General features: G+C 71.0%; 14 protein-coding genes and 2 pseudogenes. 4 read left to right on the top strand and 12 right to left on the bottom strand.

Going from position 1 to position 19,958, the window contains the following annotated elements; translation table 11 throughout:
* Window positions 1-12: 12 nt before the first annotated feature.
* From ACRRRO_RS11950 to ACRRRO_RS11905, 10 genes and pseudogenes are all read right to left on the bottom strand, one after another.
* Window positions 13-537, bottom strand: coding sequence for a tetratricopeptide repeat protein (locus ACRRRO_RS11950; protein WP_424797055.1), 525 nt, complete (start codon window positions 535-537; stop codon window positions 13-15).
* Between the two features lie 237 nt (window positions 538-774).
* Window positions 775-1,464, bottom strand: a complete 690-nt coding sequence (locus tag ACRRRO_RS11945; protein WP_434080315.1) for a cell division protein PerM — start codon at window positions 1,462-1,464, stop codon at window positions 775-777.
* A gap of 82 nt (window positions 1,465-1,546) precedes the next feature.
* A pseudogene (locus ACRRRO_RS11940) lies at window positions 1,547-1,813 on the bottom strand (cell division protein PerM); the annotation flags it as partial.
* A 222-nt stretch (window positions 1,814-2,035) separates the two neighbouring features.
* A complete protein-coding gene (locus tag ACRRRO_RS11935) occupies window positions 2,036-2,470 on the bottom strand; it encodes a hypothetical protein (RefSeq protein WP_424797057.1) in 435 nt (144 codons plus the stop codon).
* Between the two features lie 126 nt (window positions 2,471-2,596).
* Window positions 2,597-3,496: a succinate--CoA ligase subunit alpha gene (sucD, locus tag ACRRRO_RS11930; protein ID WP_424797058.1), complete on the bottom strand. Its 900-nt coding sequence runs from the start codon at window positions 3,494-3,496 to the stop codon at window positions 2,597-2,599.
* A 39-nt stretch (window positions 3,497-3,535) separates the two neighbouring features.
* Complete coding sequence (sucC, locus tag ACRRRO_RS11925) at window positions 3,536-4,711, bottom strand: ADP-forming succinate--CoA ligase subunit beta (protein ID WP_424797059.1); 1,176 nt, start codon at window positions 4,709-4,711, stop codon at window positions 3,536-3,538.
* 108 nt (window positions 4,712-4,819) lie between these two features.
* Window positions 4,820-5,536: a TVP38/TMEM64 family protein gene (locus ACRRRO_RS11920; RefSeq protein ID WP_434080314.1), complete on the bottom strand. Its 717-nt coding sequence runs from the start codon at window positions 5,534-5,536 to the stop codon at window positions 4,820-4,822.
* Between the two features lie 23 nt (window positions 5,537-5,559).
* The gene (locus ACRRRO_RS11915; RefSeq protein WP_434080313.1) at window positions 5,560-6,372 is read right to left on the bottom strand and encodes a hypothetical protein; all 813 of its coding nucleotides are present in this window, start codon (window positions 6,370-6,372) and stop codon (window positions 5,560-5,562) included.
* Between the two features lie 713 nt (window positions 6,373-7,085).
* Window positions 7,086-9,567, bottom strand: a pseudogene (gene pcrA / locus ACRRRO_RS11910) (DNA helicase PcrA).
* A gap of 48 nt (window positions 9,568-9,615) precedes the next feature.
* Window positions 9,616-10,005 carry a glyoxalase superfamily protein gene (locus ACRRRO_RS11905; protein WP_424797063.1) on the bottom strand — a complete coding sequence of 130 codons (390 nt, stop codon included), beginning with the start codon at window positions 10,003-10,005 and terminating at the stop codon, window positions 9,616-9,618.
* Between the two features lie 37 nt (window positions 10,006-10,042).
* Between ACRRRO_RS11905 and ACRRRO_RS11900 the strand changes: the two genes are divergently transcribed.
* Window positions 10,043-10,915: an alpha/beta fold hydrolase gene (locus ACRRRO_RS11900; protein WP_424797064.1), complete on the top strand. Its 873-nt coding sequence runs from the start codon at window positions 10,043-10,045 to the stop codon at window positions 10,913-10,915.
* 215 nt (window positions 10,916-11,130) lie between these two features.
* Entirely contained in the window at window positions 11,131-12,498 is a 1,368-nt protein-coding gene (gene mgtE / locus ACRRRO_RS11895) for a magnesium transporter (protein ID WP_424797065.1), read from the top strand.
* Between the two features lie 17 nt (window positions 12,499-12,515).
* On the opposite strand, the gene ACRRRO_RS11890 is transcribed toward mgtE, so the two are convergent.
* Window positions 12,516-15,404: a glycoside hydrolase family 2 TIM barrel-domain containing protein gene (locus tag ACRRRO_RS11890; protein WP_434080312.1), complete on the bottom strand. Its 2,889-nt coding sequence runs from the start codon at window positions 15,402-15,404 to the stop codon at window positions 12,516-12,518.
* Between the two features lie 330 nt (window positions 15,405-15,734).
* On the opposite strand from ACRRRO_RS11890, the gene ACRRRO_RS11885 reads away from it, so the two are divergent.
* Both ACRRRO_RS11885 and chrA read left to right on the top strand, forming a co-directional pair.
* Window positions 15,735-16,658 carry a class I SAM-dependent methyltransferase gene (locus ACRRRO_RS11885; RefSeq protein WP_424797067.1) on the top strand — a complete coding sequence of 308 codons (924 nt, stop codon included), beginning with the start codon at window positions 15,735-15,737 and terminating at the stop codon, window positions 16,656-16,658.
* Window positions 16,658-17,947, top strand: coding sequence for a chromate efflux transporter (gene chrA / locus ACRRRO_RS11880; protein WP_424797138.1), 1,290 nt, complete (start codon window positions 16,658-16,660; stop codon window positions 17,945-17,947). The genes ACRRRO_RS11885 and chrA overlap by 1 nt, the downstream gene beginning before the upstream one ends.
* Window positions 17,948-17,978: 31 nt before the next feature.
* Here chrA and ACRRRO_RS11875 read toward each other — a convergent pair whose 3' ends face one another.
* The gene (locus ACRRRO_RS11875; RefSeq protein ID WP_424797068.1) at window positions 17,979-19,823 is read right to left on the bottom strand and encodes a DUF222 domain-containing protein; all 1,845 of its coding nucleotides are present in this window, start codon (window positions 19,821-19,823) and stop codon (window positions 17,979-17,981) included.
* Window positions 19,824-19,958 lie beyond the last annotated feature (135 nt).

Raw genomic sequence — 19,958 nt, 5'->3', positions numbered from 1 at the left:
GTTCGGTCGCCCCTACTCGGCCGCGTCCTGCATCGCGACGGCGATCCCCAACCGCTGCAGGCTCTGCCGGGTGGAGGCCAGTTGGCCCTCGTCGACGCCGGCGGCCTCACGCAGGGCCAGCACCTCGGCGAACTCGGCCTCGGCATCTCGCAGCCTGCCCTGGTGGAACCACACCTTGGCCCGGTGCTGACGAATGACGGCGCTGCGCACGGGATCGTCACCGGCACGGGCGAGAAGGTCGGTGTAGATCGCCTCGGCCGCGTCGAGCTGACCCTGATCACGCAGGACGTCGGCCCGCAGCGCCTGGTACCGGACCGAGTCCGGGTCCTTGGTGTGCAGTTCGTCCAGTTCCTGGAGGGCGTCGTCGAAGCGCTCCTCACTCAGGGCGATGATGACCTCCGCAGCCGGGTCGTCCCCGGCGGCGGCGCGGAAGGCTGCCAGGTCGGTCACCTCCCCGCGCAGATCGCTACCGCGGATGCGGTACCCGCCGCCCAGGTCAAGATCTGCCACATCCACCGTCGATGAAACGTTGACCATGAAGCCCTCCCGTGTCGATGCTCAGGACCCTATGACACCCGCGCACGCAAAGGAAGCGTAATGGATGAGTATTTTCCTGCCGGTCGTGGCAGTGGGGAGGTGAACCTGGGAGGTGAACCTGGGAACCGCCTCAGTCCTTCGCCGAGCCTGCCTCCGCGCTCGCTCGTGCGCCCACCTGCGCGCGGACCCACTGCACCAGGCGCACCAGTGCGCGATGCGTGCCGGGGTGCAGGCCGATCACGGCCACGGTAGCCCCGGAACCCACCTGCCACGCCACCGCCAGGGCCATCCGGAACGGCTCCGGACCGGTGACGGCCATCGCACCCGGGCCGACCCCACCGGAGGACAACCAGCCCAGCCCGCCCACCAGCGCTGCCGTTGCGACCACGGCGAGCACCGCACCGGCCAACGACTGCCACAGCGGCGCCTGGCGTTCCCACGCAGCAGCAGCCACCAGCCGACCAGCAGACCGACCACCACCCCGGCCCCCGCCGTCAGCGGCAGACTCCCGGCCAGGCTGTCCGGTTCCGGAAGCGCCCCCAGCACCGGGATCACCGGCAGTGGGCCCGACTCGATCCCGGCGGTGGAGAACAGCGTGCCGGCACCGACGGTGAAGCCGGGCCCGAGCAGGAACGCCAGCGCCCACACGATCAGCACCGGGAGCAGCACCACCTGGGCGAGCACGATCACCACCGTGCTGACCGGGTCCGCCTGCAGGCTGCGCTGGATCTGGACGATCTGGTCGAAGCCGAGCGCCACCGCCACGATCAGCAGCGCGGTGGCCACGGCCAGCAGCGCCGCCGTGGCCCGCCAGGTCGCCCGGCCTGCCAGCCGCAGCCACTGCGGAAGGCGCCACCGTGCCAGGGCTCCGGGCGCCCGCGGGTAGCGTCCCCGCATCCCCCACACCGAACCGACGACGGCGACCACACCCGCCCCCCCTCAGCCCGAACGGCGCCCCCGGCGGGGTGGCCAGCGCCAGCAGCAGCGCTCCCAGGGCGACGTAGGTGCAGATCGCCACCAGTACCGGCGCCCAGTTGACCAGCCGGGCCCGGCGGACAGCGGCCGAGACCAGGAAGGTGTACAACACCGTCAGTCCCAGCGGGGTCACCGAGATCGCCGCATCCGCACCGTGCAGTGAGGCCCCGTGCGCCAGGAACCAGCCGGCGGTGCCCATCTGGGCGGCCTCGACCCAGCCCGCCGATCCCAGTGCCGGGGAGGCCGCGGTGGCGATGTAGGTCGCGATCGCCGGCACCACCAGCACCAACCAGCCCAGCATCAGTGCTTCGGCACCGGCGAGCAGTCCCCGCAGCCACTGGGCGGGCAGTCGGATGGCTCGGCCGGATCGGCCGTGGTCCCCGACGTGCTCGATCAACCGCGGCTGATAGGACGGTGGTCTGGCGGTGGTGGTCATGACAAGACCCATCGTCGCCTGCCCAGGGCGCTCACGGGCCGAGGGGCAACGGCGTGTCTGCACCGCTCCGCCGGCGGGCGGTGGGCCTCAGGAGAGGCCGATCACCAGTTCGGCCGGTCTGGTGCCGGGCACGTCGGCGATCAGTTCCACCACGCCGGGCTGCTGGTCCTGCGGAACCGGCACGGTGACCTCGAAGGTGCCGTCGGTGCCGGCGTCCACCGTCGTCAGGGTTACCGACCCGGCCGAGTCGACCATCTGGATGGCGACGTCGAGGTAGGGCACGGCCGGTTCGGCGAGGCGGAGTACCTCCCGGTCCGAGGCCGAGGCCCCCGGACATCCGTCCAGGAAGTTCTCCCCCATCACCAGGACCTCCTCGCCGGCGGTGGCGCTGGCCGGGCTGACACTGAGCACGGGCGCGGCGCAGGCGGCGGTCTCCTCGTCCGCCTCGGCACTCGCACACCCGGCGAGCAGGCCGGTCCCGACGAAGACGGCAGCGATCAGACGTGCCGAAGTGCCTGACACCACAACAACGCCCCCTCACGGGTCACCGAACATACCGACAGGATCAGATTAGGCTCACCGTCGGGGCGGCGCCACACGACGCCGCCTGGGCGCAGCGGGGCCGCCCCCGGTTCCGCGGTGGGCGCCTCAGGAGGCGCGGGACTCCAGCAGCTCGCGCACCAGCGCGGCGGTCTCCGAGGGGGTCTTGCCGACCTTGACCCCGGCGGCCTCCAGGGCGTCCTTCTTCGCCTCGGCGGTGCCGGAGGACCCGGACACGATGGCGCCGGCGTGTCCCATCGTCTTGCCCTCCGGGGCGGTGAACCCGGCCACGTAGCCCACCACGGGCTTGGTCACGTTGGCCTTGATGAACTCGGCGGCACGCTCCTCGGCGTCCCCGCCGATCTCACCGATCATCACCATGACCGAGGTCTCCGGGTCCTCCTCGAACGCGGCCAGCGCGTCGATGTGCGTGGTCCCGATCACCGGGTCACCGCCGATCCCGATCGCGGAGGAGAAACCGAAGTCGCGCAGCTCGTACATCATCTGGTAGGTCAGCGTCCCGGACTTGGACACCAGCCCGATCGGGCCGGCGCCGGCGATGTTGGCCGGGATGATGCCGACGTTGGACTTGCCGGGACTGATCAGGCCGGGGCAGTTCGGGCCGATCAGGCGAACGCCCTTGGCTGTGGCGTAGTTGTAGAACTCCGTGGTGTCCGCCACCGGCACACCCTCGGTGATGATGACCACCAGCGGCACCCCGGCGTCCACGGCCTCCACGACCGCGGCCTTGGTGAACGGCGGCGGCACAAACAGCACCGACACGTCGGCACCGGTCTGCTCCACGGCGTCGGCCACGGTGCCGTAGACCGGCACCGAGGTGGTTTCGCCGTCGACGTCGAAGTCGACCGACGTACCGGCCTTACGCGGGTTGACCCCGCCGACGATGGTGGTGCCCGAGGCCAGCATGCGCCGGGTGTGCTTCTGACCCTCGGCGCCGGTCATGCCCTGCACGATGACCTTGGAAGCGGAGTTGAGGAAGATCGCCATGGTGTGTGTCTCTGCGTTCTGTGTCGTGTGCGGGTTCGGTCAGGAAGCGGCCAGCTCGGCGGCCTTGTCGGCGGCACCGTCCATGGTGTCCATGACGGTCACCAGCGGATGGCCGGCTTCTTCGAGGATGCGGCGGCCCTCCTCCACGGCGTTGCCGTCCAGGCGTACCACGAGCGGCTTGGTGGCCGCGTCGCCGAGGATCTCCAGAGCGTGCACGATGCCGTTGGCGACCTCGTCGCACGCGGTGATGCCACCGAAGACGTTCACGAACACGCTCTTGACCTGCTCGTCGCCCAGGATCACGTCCAGGCCGGCGGCCATCACGGCGGCGGAGGCGCCACCTCCGATGTCGAGGAAGTTGGCGGGCTTGACACCACCGTGCTGTTCGCCGGAGTAGGCGACCACATCCAGGGTGGACATCACCAGGCCCGCGCCGTTTCCGATGATGCCGACCTCACCGTCGAGCTTGACGTAGTTCAGGCCGGACTCGGCTGCCTTGGCCTCCAGCGGGTCGGTCTCGGCGACCTCGGCCAGTTCGGTCCACTCGGGGTGGCGGAACTCGGCGTTGTCGTCCAGGGTGACCTTGCCGTCCAGTGCCACGACGTCACCGGATGCGGTGCGTACCAGCGGGTTGACCTCCACCAGGGTGGCGTCGGACTCGGCGTAGACGGTCCACAGCTTCTTGATCGCCTCGGTCACGCCGGCGGACACGTCGTCGGCGAACCCGGCGGCGGAGACGATCTCCGCGGCCTTGGCCTCGTCGATGCCCTCGCTGGGGTCCACCGCGATGCGCGCCAGCGCCTCCGGGCGCTCCTCGGCGAGCACTTCGATCTCCACGCCGCCCTCGACGCTGGCCATGGCCAGGTAGCGGCGCTCGGCACGGTCCAGCAGCACCGAGAAGTAGTACTCCTCGGCGATGTCGGCGCCCTCGGCGATCATCACCCGCTGCACGGTGTGCCCCTTGATGTCCATGCCCAGGATCGCCTCGGCGTGTGCCTGGGCCTCATCGGCGGAGCGGGCGACCTTGACCCCACCGGCCTTGCCGCGGCCACCGACCTTCACCTGGGCCTTGACCACGACGACCCCGCCGTCGGCCGGGAGCAACTCCTCGGCGGCTGCTCTGGCCGCCTCGGGGGTGGTGGCGACGATGCCGCCGAGCACGGGGACCCCGTGCTTCTCGAACAGATCACGTGCCTGGTACTCGAACAGGTCCATGTGCGCCTTCCGTTGTTCCCTCCGTGACAGCCACGGGTCACCGCATCGCAGCCTATCGCGGTTTCACATGGGCCTGAACGTTCGTGAGGCCGGCATCACACCTGTCCGCTACCGCAGCCCGGCACCCGGCAGCGGCCGCCGTGAGGTACCCCGCCAGCTTCGCCAGGCCCAGATCGTCATCGCCAGGACCACGGCCCAGGCGATCGCCACGACCACCCCAGTGACCACGGTGGGGTCGGCGGCGAACGCCCCGACGGCCACCAGCGAGACCTGCCCGGGAACCGTGGCCAGCACGCTGGCGACCACGAAGTCGCGCTGGCCCACGCCGAAGGCACCGCTGCCGTAGTTCACCGGCCAGTACGGCACCCCCGGCATCAGGCGCAAGGTGTACACGGCGTGGAAGCCCTTGCTGCTGAGTCGCTCCTTCACGGTGGGTCCGTGCCGGCCCAGCATCCGCTCGACGGTGGCCATCCCGAGGCCGCGGGCGAGCCAGTAGGCCCCCCAGCACCCGGCCAGGACCCCGATCACCGACAGGATCGAGCCCTCCAGCACCCCGAACAGCACACCGGCACTGACCGCCATGATCGACACCGGGATCGGGGTGGTGGCAACCAGGGCGTAGGAGACGGCGAAGACGATCCGGGCCGCCCAGCCCCACTGCTCCAGACCCTCACGCAAGTCCTCGATGGCGGGCAGGCGCACGTTGAATGCCAGCCACAACATGACCAGCACGACGACGACGAGCGCCGCGTTGCGCAGGAAGACCCCCCCCCAGTGCGGACCGCTACCCGGCGGCGCCTGCACGCCCGGCTCATCGACAGTCACCACCCCACCCTAGGCGGTGTACGTCAGTGCTCCGCGGCGGCGGGGAACGCCAGGAGGGTGGCCTCGTCGGCGTGCACCGCGATCGCGTCGTCGTTGCCGTGCACCCAGGCGTCGGTGAGGCCGGTCCGGTCCAGTTCCGCGCCGGTCGCGGCGTCCAGCCGCAGTAGTTCGGTGGCCGGAGAACCCCTCTGGACACCGAGCACGATCACGTCGGTGCCGGAGACCTGTCGTGAACCGGGCGACCCGGCCCCCTCCCCGGCCCCGGCCGCCCACAACTGGGATCCGGTGGAGGCTGCGCGGGCCTGGATCAGGTCCGTGCCCACGCTCACCAGCCAGGCACGCTCCCCGTCCACCTCCACCGCTCGGACCGGGACGCCGGTGTCCAGAGTCAGCCCGATCGAGCCCTCGGTGCTCCACAACTCGTTGCCATCGAAGTCATATGCGACGGCGCCCTCGTCCTCAACCACGCACGTGCGGCTGGCCACGTCCCGGCTCGCGGTGAAGTGCCCGCAGGGTTGGCCCTCGGGGTACATCCGCGCCCGGCCGGTGTCGAAGTCCGCCAGGGCGAGCACGCTGGTGGTGGCACTGTGCCATGCCTGCAGCGCAACCTGGTGCTCGGAGACCGGCCACATGGAGATCATCTCGACCGCACCCTCGGTGAGCGCCACGCGGGTTTCGGTGTCGAATTCGATCACGTCGGTGCCCACCTGCCCGGTGTCGAGGTCGAGGCTGTGCACCTGCACCTCGTTCCCGTCCATCTGCCAGTACCAGGCCCGCGTGCCATCGGGCGAGGACACCCCGGTGACCTCGCCGGTGACCTCCAGCAGTCCCAGCACCTCGCCGGTGGCGGCGTCGATGCTGGCCGCTGCCGCGCGAGGCTCGGCACCGGCACCGGCACACGGCTCACCGAGCGCGTCCACCAGGACCGAGCCGGGCGCGCCCGGTGCACCGAGGCCTGCTCGGTGCAGGAGAACAACGCCGCCACGGGCTGCTCCCACACCTGGTTCCCCTCGGCCCAGGTCAGGCCGCGCAGCGTGGTGACGTCGCCGTCGGCGTCGATCAGCGCCACGTACTCCCCGGCCGAGGCGGCCTCGGGAAGGTTGTGCCGCTCCCGCACATCGGCGTGGGTCCATACCTGCTGCCCGTCTGCGTCGACGGCGATCACGTCCCGGGTGATCACCTCACCGAAGGACTGGTCCCCGGTGGCCAGCAACGCCAGATCCGCGGTGGCGGTGACGAAGTAGGTCCGCGCCGGAAGTTCGGCCCACTCACCGAGAGTGGTCGCACCGGTCGGCTCCTCCTCGGGCTCCTCCTCAGCCTTCTCCTCGGGCTCCTCTGCTTCCGAGGGCGCGCTCGGCCCCTCACTCGTGGGCTCGGGCGTCGGTTCGTCCCCCTCGGCTCCGGTGCACCCGGCGAGCAGGAGCGCTCCCGCCGCGATCATCACCAGGCACGACCCCGTGCTGGCCTCCATCGGTCCTCCCCTGTGCGGACGCACGACTGACATCGGCACCTTCCCACGAACGCCGCCGGACGTCACGGAGAAATCGCGCTAGAGCTTGGCGACCGGGGAGAAGCGCAGCAGCAGGCGCCTGGTGCCGGTCTCACCGCCGAAGTCCACCTTCGCCACCGCGTTGTGCCCGGCACCCTCCAGCCCGACCACCCGGCCCATGCCGTAGGAGTCGTGGGTGACCCGGTCCCCTATCGCCAGGGAGGGGATGTCGGTGCGGGGAGTGGCCGAACCGAACGACGGCGTGCCCTCCCCCGCGCTCGGCGGGGCGGAGGGGCCGCGCGAACCTCCGTGCCGGGGCCCGCCGCTGCCGCGGCCGGCGTAGGGACCGCCGCGCAGCAGACTGATCGAGGACTCCGCGCGCTTCCAGTCCAGCAGTTCCACGGGCACATCGTCCAGGAAACGGCTGGGCGGGAACTCGTTCGGCATCCCCCAGGAGGTACGCACCGCCGCCCGGGACAGGTACAACCGCTGCTTGGCCCGGGTCAGGGCCACATAGGCCAGGCGCCGCTCCTCGGCGAGTTCGTCCTCGTCGGCCAGGGACCGCTGGTGCGGGAAGGTGCCGTCCTCCAGCCCCGTGACGAAGACCACCGGGAACTCCAGGCCCTTGGCGGTGTGCACCGTCATCAGGGTGATCACGCCGGAGTCCTCGGCGTCGGGGATCTGGTCGGCGTCGGCCACCAGGGCCACCCGCTCGAGGAAGTCACCGAGGTCGCCCTCCGGCTCCGCCTCGGTGAACTCCATCGCCACCGCGTGCAACTCGGCGAGGTTCTCCACCCGGGAGGCGTCCTGGGGGTCCTCGCTGGCGCGGAGTTCGGCCAGGTAGCCGGACCGTTCCAGGGCGGCATCGAGCACCTCGGCCGGCCCGGCCCCACCGTCGGCGAGCGCGCGCAGGCCGGCCATCATCTCCGCGAACGCCTGCACCCCGGACAGCGCCCGGGTGCCCAGTCCGATCGCGTTCTCGGCGTCGTCGACGGCGGCGCCGAAACTGACCCGCTCCCGCTCGGCGTGGGCGGCCAGCATCGCCTCGGTACGGTCCCCGAGGCCGCGCTTGGGCACGTTCAGGATGCGGCGGGTGTTCACGGCGTCGTCGGGGTTGGCGATCGCACGCAGGTAGGCCACGGCGTCCTTGATCTCGCGGCGCTCGTAGAACCGGGTGCCCCCGACCACCCGGTAGGGCAGGCCCACCCGGATCAGGACCTCCTCCAGCGCCCGGGACTGGGCGTTGGTCCGGTAGAAGATGGCCACATCCGCCGGGGTGATGCCCTCGGAGTCAGCGAGACGATCGATCTCGGAGGCGATGAAGCGGGCCTCCTCGTGTTCATTGTCCGCGACGTAGCCCACCACCTGCGGTCCGGCGCCGGAGTCGGTCCACAGGTTCTTCGCACGGCGGCCCGTGTTCCGGGAGATCACGGCGTTCGCGGCGGACAGTATGGTCGGGGTGGAGCGGTAGTTCTGCTCCAGCAGGATGGTGGTGGCCCGGGGGTAGTCGGCCTCGAACTCCACGATGTTGCGGATGGTGGCGCCGCGGAAGGCGTAGATCGACTGGTCGGCATCACCGACCACGGTGAGTTCTGCGGGAGGCACCCCGCCGCCGCCGGTTGCGTCGTCGTCGTTCTGGGAGACCCCGACGAGTTCGCGCACCAGGACGTACTGGGCGTGGTTGGTGTCCTGGTACTCATCGACCAACACGTGGCGGAACCGGCGCCGGTAGTGCTCGGCCACGGCGGGGAAGGCCTGCAGCAGGTTCACCGTGGTCATGATCAGGTCGTCGAAATCCAGGGCGTGGGCCTGGCGCAGACGCTCCTGATACGCCCGGTAGGCGGCGGCCAGGTTCTGCTCATAGGGGTTGGAGTCGTTGACCGTGGCGGCGTAGTCGTCGGGGTCGATCAACTCGTTCTTCAGGTCCGAGACCCGGTTGCTGAAGGCCTTGGGCGGGCGGGAACCGCTTGGGATCCAGGTCCAGTTCCCGGCAGACCAGGGTCATCAGCCGTTGGGAGTCCGCGGCGTCGTAGATGGAGAAGGAGGAACGCAGACCCAGCGTCTTGGCCTCCGAGCGCAGGATCCGCACGCACGCGGAGTGGAACGTGGACACCCACATCGACCGCGCCCTGGGCCCGATCAGGTCCGCGACCCGCTCGCGCATCTCCGCAGCGGCCTTGTTGGTGAAGGTGATCGCCAGGATCTGGCCCGGCCGGGCCCGTCCGGTGGCCAGCAGATAGGCGACCCGGTGGGTCAGCACCCGGGTCTTCCCGGACCCGGCGCCGGCGATGATGAGCAGCTGCCCGCCCTCGTGCACCACGGCGGCCCGTTGGGCGGGGTTGAGGCCCTCGAGCAGTTCCTCGGCACGCTCCCGGGCGGCCCGGGCGGCGGCCTCCTGGGCCTGCTCCGGTCCCACCGGTTCCGGCCCGACCGGGATCTCCTCACCGTCGTGGCCGTTGCGCGGGGGCATGGTGGTGGGCAGGTGGGCGGCCGCACTCGGTTCGCCGGAGGCCAGGTGCAGGTTGTCGAACAGTGAGGTCATAGCACCGCTGAGCCTACGTCGTCCCACCCACAGGGTCCGAACCGCGGGTCAGGTCTGGGGCTGGCAGAACCGCAGCACGTTCCCGAACGGGTCGGTCACGCTCAGTGTCGGCCCACCGGCGGCGTCCGGTTCCACAGCGGGCAACTGCGCGGAGTAGCTGGTGGCGGACAGGTCGGCGTGCAGGGTGGCCACGTCTGCCACCGGCACCCACACCACCGTCCCCGGGGTGCCGTCGCCGTGGTGCTCGGACAGGTCCAGGACCATCTGGTCCCGGCGCAGCCGCCGGTACAGCGGCAGGCCGGGTTCGAAGCGGTGGTCCCACAGCACGGTGAACCCGAGGAAGTCCTGGTAGAAGCGCGCGGCGGCGCCCTCATCGAACATGCGCAGCACCGGGACCGGGTGGCCCAGGCCCGCACCGGCGTCGGTCGTGGTGTTCATGTCCCCACCTTCCTCGTAGGGGTTTAGCGTAGGCGGAGTGAGCGCTCCGAGCCCAGAGGACATCCTGATCCACCGCCCGGAGGGCACCTGTTTCACCCTGCGGTGGTATCCGGGGCCGGCCGGTGCACCCGTGGTGCTGGTGGTGCCGGCGATGGGGGTGCAGGCCGGGTACTACAACAAGCTCGCACCGGCCCTGCGCGAGGCGGGGGTGTCGGTGGCGGTGACCGAACTACGCGGACACGAGACGTCCGGGGGGCGCAGGCCCTCGCGCCGCTACGACTTCGGCTACGCCGACCTGGTCGAGGACGTGGGCCGGTCGGTGGACGAACTGCGCGTGCGAGTGCCCGGGGCGCAGATCCTGCTGCTCGGGCACAGCCTCGGCGGACACGTCGGGTCGGTCTACGCCGCCCAGCACCCAGGCACCCTGGCCGGGTTGATGCTGGTGGCCACGGGGTCGGTGTGGTGGCGGCTGTGGGACTGGCGGATGTACGCCATCGGGGTGCTGATGAGCCTGCTGACGGCGCTGCTGGGGTACTTCCCCGGCCACCGGCTGGGTTTCGCCGGCCGGGAGGCCCGCGGCCAGATGCGCGACTGGATCCGCTTCAACCGGACCGGGCGGTTGGAATTCGGCGCTCCCCGCGTCAACCACGACCCGGGGCTGGCGAGGTTGGAGCTGCCGATCCTGGCCGTCTCCTTCGAAGGGGACTCCTTCGCCCCACCGAAGGCCCTCGAGGGCCTGCTGGCCAAGTTCGACCGCGCCCGGATCACCCGGTTGCACCTGGGTGCGAAGGAGCAGGAGCCGCCGGGACACCTGCGGTGGGCCCGGCGCCCCGAACTCCTCATCGGGACGATGACGACCTGGATCGACAGCTCCGCCGAGCACTTCCGAACCGGAGACCACCGGGGCTGAGCACCAGGCGATCCGTCCCGGTGTGACGCTCACGATTGCCGTCGTCCCGCGACAAGGGCACACTGGTAGCAGATCCCGGCAGTCCCGAGCGCAGGAGGTGAGTGCGATGCGCACCGACCCTCCTAGTTGCCGGCCGCGCGGCATCGTCGTCACCCGCTGACGCACCGGTGCCCGCGGCGCCCCGCGTCTCGTCCCGCTGACCTCGAGGATCCGCCATGCCACAGCACACCCTTCCCGGCGAGCGCCGCACCGAACCGACCGGTTCGCTTGAGGACCTGCTCACCGAGCACCAGTACACCGCGGCGGCCGCCTGGCTGAACGAACACGCCGCACACGTCATCGCCGACGAACTGGCCCGGATTCCCCCGGACACCGCAGCGGTCGCGTTCCGGATGCTCGCCAAGGACGACGCCCTGGAGGTGTTCGAGGAGCTCGAACCCACCGACCAGCAGGCCCTGCTGGAAGGCATGCGGGGGCCCCGGTTCTCCGAGCTCGTGGAGGGGATGGACCCGGACGACCGCGCCCGGATGCTCCGGGAGGCCCCGGCCAAGGTGGCCAAGCGGGTGCTCGCCGGCCTGAGCGCGAGCGAGCACCAGATGACGGCGGCTCTGCTCGGTTACCCGGACGGCTCGGTGGGCCACTACATGACGCCGGAGGTGGTCGCCCTGGCCGAGGACCTGTCGGTGGCCGCGGCGCTGGAGGTGGTGCGCGCCAAGGGTGGTGAAGCCGAGACGGTCTACACCCTCCCGGTGGTGAACTCCTCCCGCCGGCTCCGCGGCGTGGCCGAGTTGCGCGAACTGGTGTTGTCCGACCCGACGGCGATGGTCTCCGACCTGGTCTCGACGGCCCCGACCTACATGTTCGCCACCGACCCGGCCGAGGACGCCGCCCGGTTGATGAGCGAGGCGAACCTGCTGAACCTGCCGATCGTGGACTCCGAGAAGCGCCTGGTGGGGATGCTCACCTTCGATGACGCGATCGAGGTGCTCGAGGAGGCCGAGTCCGAGGACGTGGCCCGCCAGGCCGGGTCGGCCCCGTGGGAGGGGCACTACATGGCGGTGGGCGTGCTGCGCCTGGCCCGCACCCGTGCGGTGTGGCTGAGCCTGCTGCTCCTCGCGGCCACGCTCACGGTCGGTGTGACGCAGGCGTTCGAGGAGACCCTGGCCCAGGTGGCCGCCCTCGCCCTGTTCATCCCGATGCTCATCGGCGCAGGGGGCAACGCCGGCGCCCAGGCCGCCACCGCGTGCGTGCGCGCCATCGCGGTGGGTGAGATTCGGATCTCGGACCTGGGCCGGGTGATCTGGCGTGAGGCGCGGGTCGGTCTCCTGCTGGGAACCATGCTCGCCGTGCTGGGCCTGGGTATCGGTGCGGCGTTCGTGGACTTCCCGATCGCGGTGGTGGTGGGCATCTCGCTGATCCTGATCTGCGCCTGGGCCGCCACGATCGGGGGCACCATGCCGCTGCTGGCCCGCAGGTTCGGGATCGACCCGGCCGTGGTGTCCGCCCCGATGGTGACCACCCTGGTCGATGCCACCGGGTTGGTGATCTACTTCGTCACCGCCAGGCTGGTGCTCGGGATCTGAGGCCGGCCGTGCCGGGCTCAGACCGCTTCGATGGTGACGGCGTAGCCGACCCGCTGCGGGACCAACCGATCGGCCACGAACACGTCGGGACCGCAGGCGGCGGTACCGATGCCGTTCACCGCGGGGTCCAGTGTCAGCCAGGACACCTCATCGGGTACCAGTTCCTGCGTGTGGGCGGCGGCGGTCAGCGCCTCGGCGGTCCACGGGCGCACCGTGGCGTTGAACCCCGGGGAACCTCCGGCGGCGCGGATGCGCAGACCCGCCTCGCCCTCAGCCCCGAGCGCCAGCTCCCGCACGTCGGTCAGGTTGCCGTTCTCCTGCGGGTGCACGTACGGGGTCTGCAGCCCGGCCAGGTCGGAACTGAACCGCCCCACACGGGTGCCGGCGGAGGTGTCGGGGTAGGCCTCGCCGGGGCCGCGGCCGAACCAGGACACCTGCTGCACCGGGCCGGCCACCGCGAGGCGCAGACCCACCTTGGGCCAGGTGATCACCGGGCCGGGGATGCGTCCCCGGTCGTGGGGGTTGGTGCGGAACTGCCCCACCGGGTCGATCTGCACCCGCAGACCCAGCGCGGTGCCGTCGCTGCTCCAGCGGTAGGTGGTGCGCACCCCGGCGTCCCGGCCGGCGGCCATCGACATGGTCACGACCACCAACTCATCGCCCTCGGCGGCCACCGACTCGGTGCGGTGCAGCAGCCGGTCCAGGCCCAGTTGGCGCCAGTTCCGGGCCTGCCCCCGCTTGCTCAGGTCGTTGTCGGTGGGGGCGCGCCACAGGTCGGCACGGGGGCCGTCCAGACGCACCTGTCCCACTGCCTGCAGCAGCCCATCGGGACTGAACCGCGCGGGCCCGAGGCGCCACCCGTCGTCGTCGGCCTCGGGGGCGACCCCACCGGCCAGATCAACGACAGCCGGTTCGGCCAGGCGTCGCTGGCCCAGGCCCAGTTGGAGGCCCGCCGGCACCCCGGGGGCCTCAGCGGCAGAAGTTGCCCGCACGTCGAGCCACCACTCTCCCGCGCCCTCGGCCTTCAGCGCCTCCAGCGGCAGGTCCACCTCCACCGCCGAGCGTGCCGGAACCGCCGGGACGTCCAACTCGCCCTCGGTGACGACGTGCCCGTCCCGGTGCAGGGTCCAGGTGAAGGTGACGTCGGAGGTGTCGATGATGTCGCGGCGGTTCTCGATCACCGCGGTGCCCTCGCCGATGGTGATCCGGATCGGGGCGATCACCGCGGCGTACTCCACCAGCCCCGGGGAGGGGGTGCGGTCGGGGAAGATCAGGCCGTCGGCGATGAAGGTGCCGTCGTGGACCGGCTCGTCGAAGTCCCCGCCGTAGGCGAAGAACTCCCGGCCCTGCTCGTCCACCTGCCGGATGCACTGGTCGATCCACTCCCAGATGAAGCCCCCGATCAGGCGCGGGTGGGCATCGAACAGTCGCTCGTAGTCCACCAGCCCGCCCGGGCCGTTGCCCATCGCGTGCCCGTACTCGCACAACAGATAGGGCAGTTGGCGGCGCCGGGCGTCCGCTGCGCCCTCGCGGGTGGCGTCCTCGGCGTGCACACCGATCCGGGCCACCTCATCGGGATGGGTGTACATGTGGGAGTACACATCCACGTAGGTGCTCTCCCGGTCGCCCTCGTAGTGCACCATCCGGTCATCGTCGCGGGAACGGATCCACTCAGCCATGGCCGCCAGGTTCGCTCCCGTCCCCGATTCGTTCCCGAGGGACCACATGATGATGCTGGGGTGGTTCTTGTCCCGCTCCACGGTGCGCCGGATCCGGTCCAGGTAGGCCTCGGTCCAGCGCGGGTCGTCGCTGGGGTTGCCCACCCAGCCCACCTGCTCGAACCCGTGGGTCTCCAGGTCGCACTCATCGATCACCCACAGCCCGTACTCATCGCACAGGTCCAGGAAGCGCGGGTCGGGCGGGTAGTGGGCGGTGCGCACGGCGTTGATGTGGTGGCGCTTCATCAACTCGACGTCGGTGCGCATCATCTCCTCGCTCTGGGTGCGCCCGGTGTCGGGGTGCCACTCGTGCCGGTTCACACCCTTGAACCGGATCGGGCGGCCGTTGACGAGAACCTGCGCGTCCTTGACCTCGATGGAGCGGAACCCGATGCGCAGGGTCAGGGTCTCGGCGTCGGTGGTCACGGTCGCGGTGTACAGCTGCGGCGACTCGGCGCTCCACGGCTGCACCGGGCCCGCGTCGATGTCGGTACCGGCCTCCCCGTCGATGCCCAGTTCCGGGATGGCCACCCGTGCCGATGTCGTCCCTTCGGCGAGGTCGGCATCGATCCGGAGCGTGCCGGTGCCCGTGGCGTGGTCATACCCCGCGCGCACCCGGACGTCCTCGATACCGCCCAGCGGACGTTGGCGCAGCGAGACCGAGCGGAAGATGCCCGAGACCCACCACATGTCCTGGTCCTCCAGGTAGCTGGCGGCCGACCACTGGTGCACCTGGACCGCCAGGGTGTTCGCCCCGGCGCGCAGGTGCTCGGTGACGTCGAACTCGGCGGCCAGCCGCGAGCCGGTGGACCAGCCCAACTCCACCCCGTTGACCCAGGCGGTGAAGATCGAGTCGACACCCTCGAACCGCAGCACCCACCGGTCCAGGCCCGGGTCATCGACGGTGAAGGTGGTGCGGTACTGCCCGGTGGGGTTGTCGTGCGGCACGTGCGGGACGTCCAGCGGGAATGGGTAGATGACGTTGGTGTAGGCGGGGGTGGAGTAGCGGGCCCGGCCGCGCGGCAGCAGGGTGCCGTCGGCGTCGCGCAGCCCTTCGATCTGCCAGGCGCTGGGCACGGTGATGTCGTCCCAGCCGGCGTCATCGAAGGCCTCCTCGGCAAAGCCGGCGACCGCGGCGTCCGCCCTGGGTGCGTAATGGAACTTCCAGGTGCCGTCCAGGTCGATCACCTGGGCGCTGGTCCGGGCGGTGGCCCGGGGTGCGAGGCGACCGGCACCCGGGGTGAAGCTGGTGAGACGTTCGGCCAGATCCCTCCGTGGGCGCGGCGGTAGAGGGGATTTTCGGGGCAGACACGGTGCCAACTCCTTGGAAAGTCGTCGCTCGGGGCTTGGGGCGGGCCGGGTGGTCCGCCGGCGCGGCCGCTGGGGCCGGTGCACGCCACTGTTCACCAGCCTATGGGGTGGTCCGCGGGCGGGCGCGGCCGGGTGGGCCGGAGCGGACATATCCGTGCTGCTCCGGCCGCCGGCAGGCTGTGCTGCCCGCGCGCTAGCCTGGCGGTGATGACACCACCCCGATCCAACTCGGCCCCGGACCTGCCGCCCATGGCCATACCCGAGGCCCTGCTCACAGCGTGGCGGGCCGAGGAGACCGGCCCGGCCCAGGGGTGGGATTTCTCCGCGCTGGCCGGCCGGGTGGAGGAGTCGCCGGTTCCATGGGACCTCGACGATCTCTACCGCGAGCGCCTCGCCGGCGCCCGGTCGGTCCTGGACCTGGGCACCGGTGGTGGCGAGCACCTGTTGCGGTTCGTCGACCTCCTACCTCCCGACACCATCGCCACCGAGGGGTGGGAGCCGAACGTGCCGATCGCCCGGGCAGCACTGGCCGGCCACGGGATCGAGTTGGTGGCCTTCGCCCAGCCGGATGATGCGGCCGACCCGGCTCCGATGCCCTTTCCCGACGCCCGGTTCGACCTGGTGCTGAACCGGCACGAGTCCTATCACCCGGTGGAGGTTGCCCGGGTGCTGCGGCCCGGGGGGTACTTCCTCACCCAGCAGGTGGACGGCCGCGAGTTCGGTGAGGTCCGCGGGGCCTTCGGCCTGGGACCGCACGCTCCGGGCGTGACCTACCGGGTGCTGCGGGAGGGCCTGCTCGGGGCTGGTCTGGAGATCGTCGACGGCGCCGAGTCGGTGGGCCACTACGCGTTCGCTGACATCGCCGCCCTGGTGGCCTACCTGCAGTTGATCCCCTGGGAGGCCCCGGCCGACTTCACCGTGGACCGCTATGCGCAGGCCTTGCACTCCCTGCACCAGCGCGGTCCGGCCCGGGGCGAACCGCTGCTGGTGGAGCGGCGTCGGTTCTGGCTGCTCGCACGCAAGCCTGCCGGCCCCGGCCCTGCGCCCGGCGCGACGGCGAACCCTGCGTCCCGCGCTGCTACTGATCCTCCCAAGCCTGCGCCCGCTCCCGCGCCGGCCGAGGACGATTGATACCCGTGGCTCCCCCTGCCTCGGCGCGTTCGGGCGGTTCAGTGCTGGAGGTGTTCTGGATCTTCTTGCGCCTGGGCCTGACCAGTTTCGGCGGACCGGTGGCGCACCTGGGCTTCTTCCGCACCGAGTTCGTCCAGCGCCGACGGTGGTTCACCGACACCGCTTACGCCGACCTGGTGGCGTTGTGCCAGTTTCTGCCCGGACCGGCCTCCAGCCAGGTGGGCATGGCGATAGGGCTGCAGCGGGCCGGGGCGGCCGGGCTAGTGGCAGCGTGGTTGGCCTTCACGCTGCCCTCGGCGGTTGTGTTGGTGGCCTTCGCCTTCGGTGTGCAGGCCCTCGATGCCTTCGGGCAGGGGTGGCTGGCCGGGCTGAAGGCCGCTGCCGCAGCCGTGGTGGCCCACGCCGTCTTGGGCATGGCGCGCACCCTGACTCCCGACCTTCGCCGCGCCCTCATCGCGGTGGCGGCCCTCGTCCTCGTCCTGGCCGTGCCGCACCCGCTGGTGCAGGTCGGGGTCATCGTGGCGGCCGGGTTACTGGGGCTGATCGTGCTTCCCCGCGATTTCGGGGCGGGGGCGGCTGAGAGCACCAGGAATGGCACCGGGACGAGCGAAGACGCCACCGAGGCCGGCCGGGACAATGCCGGGCGCGGCGCGACCGAGGGGCACCGCAGCGTCGGGGGGCGCCGCACGCTGCCGGCGGTGAGCCTGGGCCTGTTCGCGCTGTTGCTGGCTGCCCTGCCGCTGCTGGCCCGGTGGAGCGGCCACGGTGTGGTGGAGATGGCCGATGTCTATTACCGCACCGGCGCCCTGGTGTTCGGTGGCGGACACGTGGTGCTCCCGCTGTTGCAGACCCAGGTGGTGACCACCGGAATGGTGGATGCCGAGGCGTTCCTGGCCGGTTACGGTGCCGCGCAAGCGGTGCCCGGCCCCCTGTTCACGTTCGCCGGCTACCTGGGCGCGGCCAGCTCGGTGCCGCCATCGGGCATCCTCGGTGCGGCGATCGCGCTGGTGGCGATTTTCCTGCCCTCGGCGCTGCTGGTGCTCGCGCTGCTGCCGTACTGGGACCGGTTGCGCCGTCGGATCCGCGTGCGCCGGGCGCTGGCCGGGGTGAACGCCGGCGTGGTCGGGCTGCTGGCGGCGGCCCTGGTGAACCCGGTGATCACCCAGGGCGTCACGACCCTGTGGGGGCTGGTGCTCGCGCTGGCCGCGTTCGCCGCGTTGGCATGGTGGAAGGCCCCCTCCTGGGCGGTGGTGCTGCTGGCAGCTCTAGCGGGGTTCGCGCTTCTGTGAGTCGCGGACAACCCGCCCGGCGGGCCCGGGCTCAGAATGGCGGCGGGTCGGTGCTGGTCGGGAACTCGCCCGGGTCGCTGGTGGCGGGAGGCTCCGCGCGCAGGTCGACTGAGCCGGGCGGATGGGGTAACTCGGGCGAGCCGGCCGCGTCTGGCCGATCGGGCAGGCCAGGCGGTTGCAGCCGGGCGAGGATGGCGGTGATGTCCTCGGCGCGTTCGGCGCAATCACAGACGCCGGGCCGGGCATGGGCAGGGGTTCGGCACATCGCTCGTGCCCATTCGACTTCGCTGACTATCCCGGGTGACAGGGGGGCGGACTCGGTGAACATCTCTGGCTGGTCGGCGTGCTCGACACGTATCGCCTGGAGCTGCCGATGCAGGACCGGTAGGTCATGAGCGGGGTCGACGACCTGCGCGGCGCGGGTGTAGGTGTAGCCGAGCGGGGAGGTCCAGTGGGTGTCACCGGTGGCCGGCTCACGAGTGACGCTCCAGGCTCCGGCGGTCTTCAGCCCGTGGTGGCGTGCGCACAGCAGGTGCAGGTTGCCCTGATGCGTCTGTGCCCACGCCGGCAGGTCGGAGGTGAACGGAACGATGTGGTCGATCTGGCAGCGCCGCCCTGGCTGGCGACAGGTCGGGAACCTGCAGGTGACATCGCGGTCGAGGATGAACTCCCGTAGCGCCACCCCGGGCTGGTAGGAGTCACACGCGAGGACCCCCATCGCGGCTAACGCTGCCGCCGGATCGTCGGGTAGGCATGGCTGCGGTGGGACGTGCTCCGGTACACCCTGCTGTGATGGGACGCCCTCCGGTAGGCCTTGCTCAGGCGCGGTTCGCCGCAGCGCAGCCCGCTCCCCTGTGGTGTGCTGTGGTGGCACCGGCGGCGGTTGCGCGGTGCCATCGAGCAGATCCGTGTGCACCACCCTGCTGGTGATATCGGCGGTGCCAACGAGATGACGGATGATGTCGGCGGCCAACGGCCCGTGCCCGGCCAGATACCCCGGAGCATCATCGTCTCCGTCGAGGGTGGATTGGGCCACGGTGAAGACCATCTGCGGGCGCTTACGGTGCTGGGTGGGAAGGTCCTGCCCGTCTGGAGTGGTCCCGCTACTGAGAATCTGGCGGATGATCCCCATGAACGCATCCACCCGACGCGCGGCGATCGGACGCTCATCCTCCGGCCCGTCCTTCACCGCCAGCGCGTCGAGCACACTCATCGCCGCCGCCGCGTCCACTGCCGGTAGGTAGAACGTCAGGTACGCCATCCCATCCTCGGTCGGCTCGGCGCGCACATACCGGTCCTTGACCGCTTCTTCGTGGCGCGCCTGGGCGTTCTCGGCATCTACCGCCAATGCCGCCGCCTGCAACCGGTGCCGCAGCTGGCCCACGGTCAATTCCGGCGCATCAGGCAGGATCGTTCGGTGTATCGCCCGCCCCTGTCCCGTCGGCAACGTCTTGACCGCATCGATGAACACCCGGGCTTTGGAGAGATCGATCTCGCCACCGAGTAAGGCGAAGTGCACCTCTGAGTACTGATCCAACGCCGCGGCACGATCCAACCGTCCCTCGGCCGCCCGGGTCGACAGCGCCATCCGTGCGGCGATCTCCTCACCCCAGCCCGACCGCGAAGGGACCCGCAACAGGGCCTGCAGGATCTCGGACTCGATCCCGTCGATATTGGACCGCACCTGCCCGCACGCGGCGGCCAGCTCGATCAGCACCCCAGGATCATCCGGGGCGGCATCGAGATAGGTCTTCAGGCGCTTGAACCGCTCCCACCCGGCCACCGGCGCGCCGAGGTACCGGGCGGCGGCCTCTCGTGCCGCGGGCCCCCGCCCAGGGAAGGAATCCCCCGTACTCGGCGCCGATGTGGTGGACATGAAGACCACGCTAGACCCCACCACTGACATTCATAGAACGTGCGTGCGATCTGGGTGCCCTGCAATCCGCCAGATCTCCGCACCACATCCACTCCGCGATCAGCACCCGTTCCCTGCCCCCGGAGCAGCCCGACA

Source organism: Sanguibacter sp. Z1732, from assembly GCF_051020515.1.
Taxonomy (GTDB): Bacteria; Actinomycetota; Actinomycetes; order Actinomycetales; family Beutenbergiaceae; genus CALKWS01.
Note: the sequence above shows the minus strand (reverse complement) of the source record. Positions and strands in the feature narration are given on the sequence as shown.

Excerpts from the sequence above, each read along its gene's own strand:
- ACRRRO_RS11950 (WP_424797055.1), bottom strand. The coding sequence starts at position 537 with ATGGTCAACGTTTCATCGACGGTGGATGTGGCAGATCTTGACCTGGGC.
- sucD (WP_424797058.1), bottom strand. The coding sequence starts at position 3,496 with ATGGCGATCTTCCTCAACTCCGCTTCCAAGGTCATCGTGCAGGGCATG.
- sucC (WP_424797059.1), bottom strand. The coding sequence starts at position 4,711 with ATGGACCTGTTCGAGTACCAGGCACGTGATCTGTTCGAGAAGCACGGG.
- ACRRRO_RS11905 (WP_424797063.1), bottom strand. The coding sequence starts at position 10,005 with ATGAACACCACGACCGACGCCGGTGCGGGCCTGGGCCACCCGGTCCCG.
- mgtE (WP_424797065.1), top strand. The coding sequence starts at position 11,131 with ATGCCACAGCACACCCTTCCCGGCGAGCGCCGCACCGAACCGACCGGT.
- ACRRRO_RS11885 (WP_424797067.1), top strand. The coding sequence starts at position 15,735 with ATGACACCACCCCGATCCAACTCGGCCCCGGACCTGCCGCCCATGGCC.
- ACRRRO_RS11875 (WP_424797068.1), bottom strand. The coding sequence starts at position 19,823 with ATGTCCACCACATCGGCGCCGAGTACGGGGGATTCCTTCCCTGGGCGG.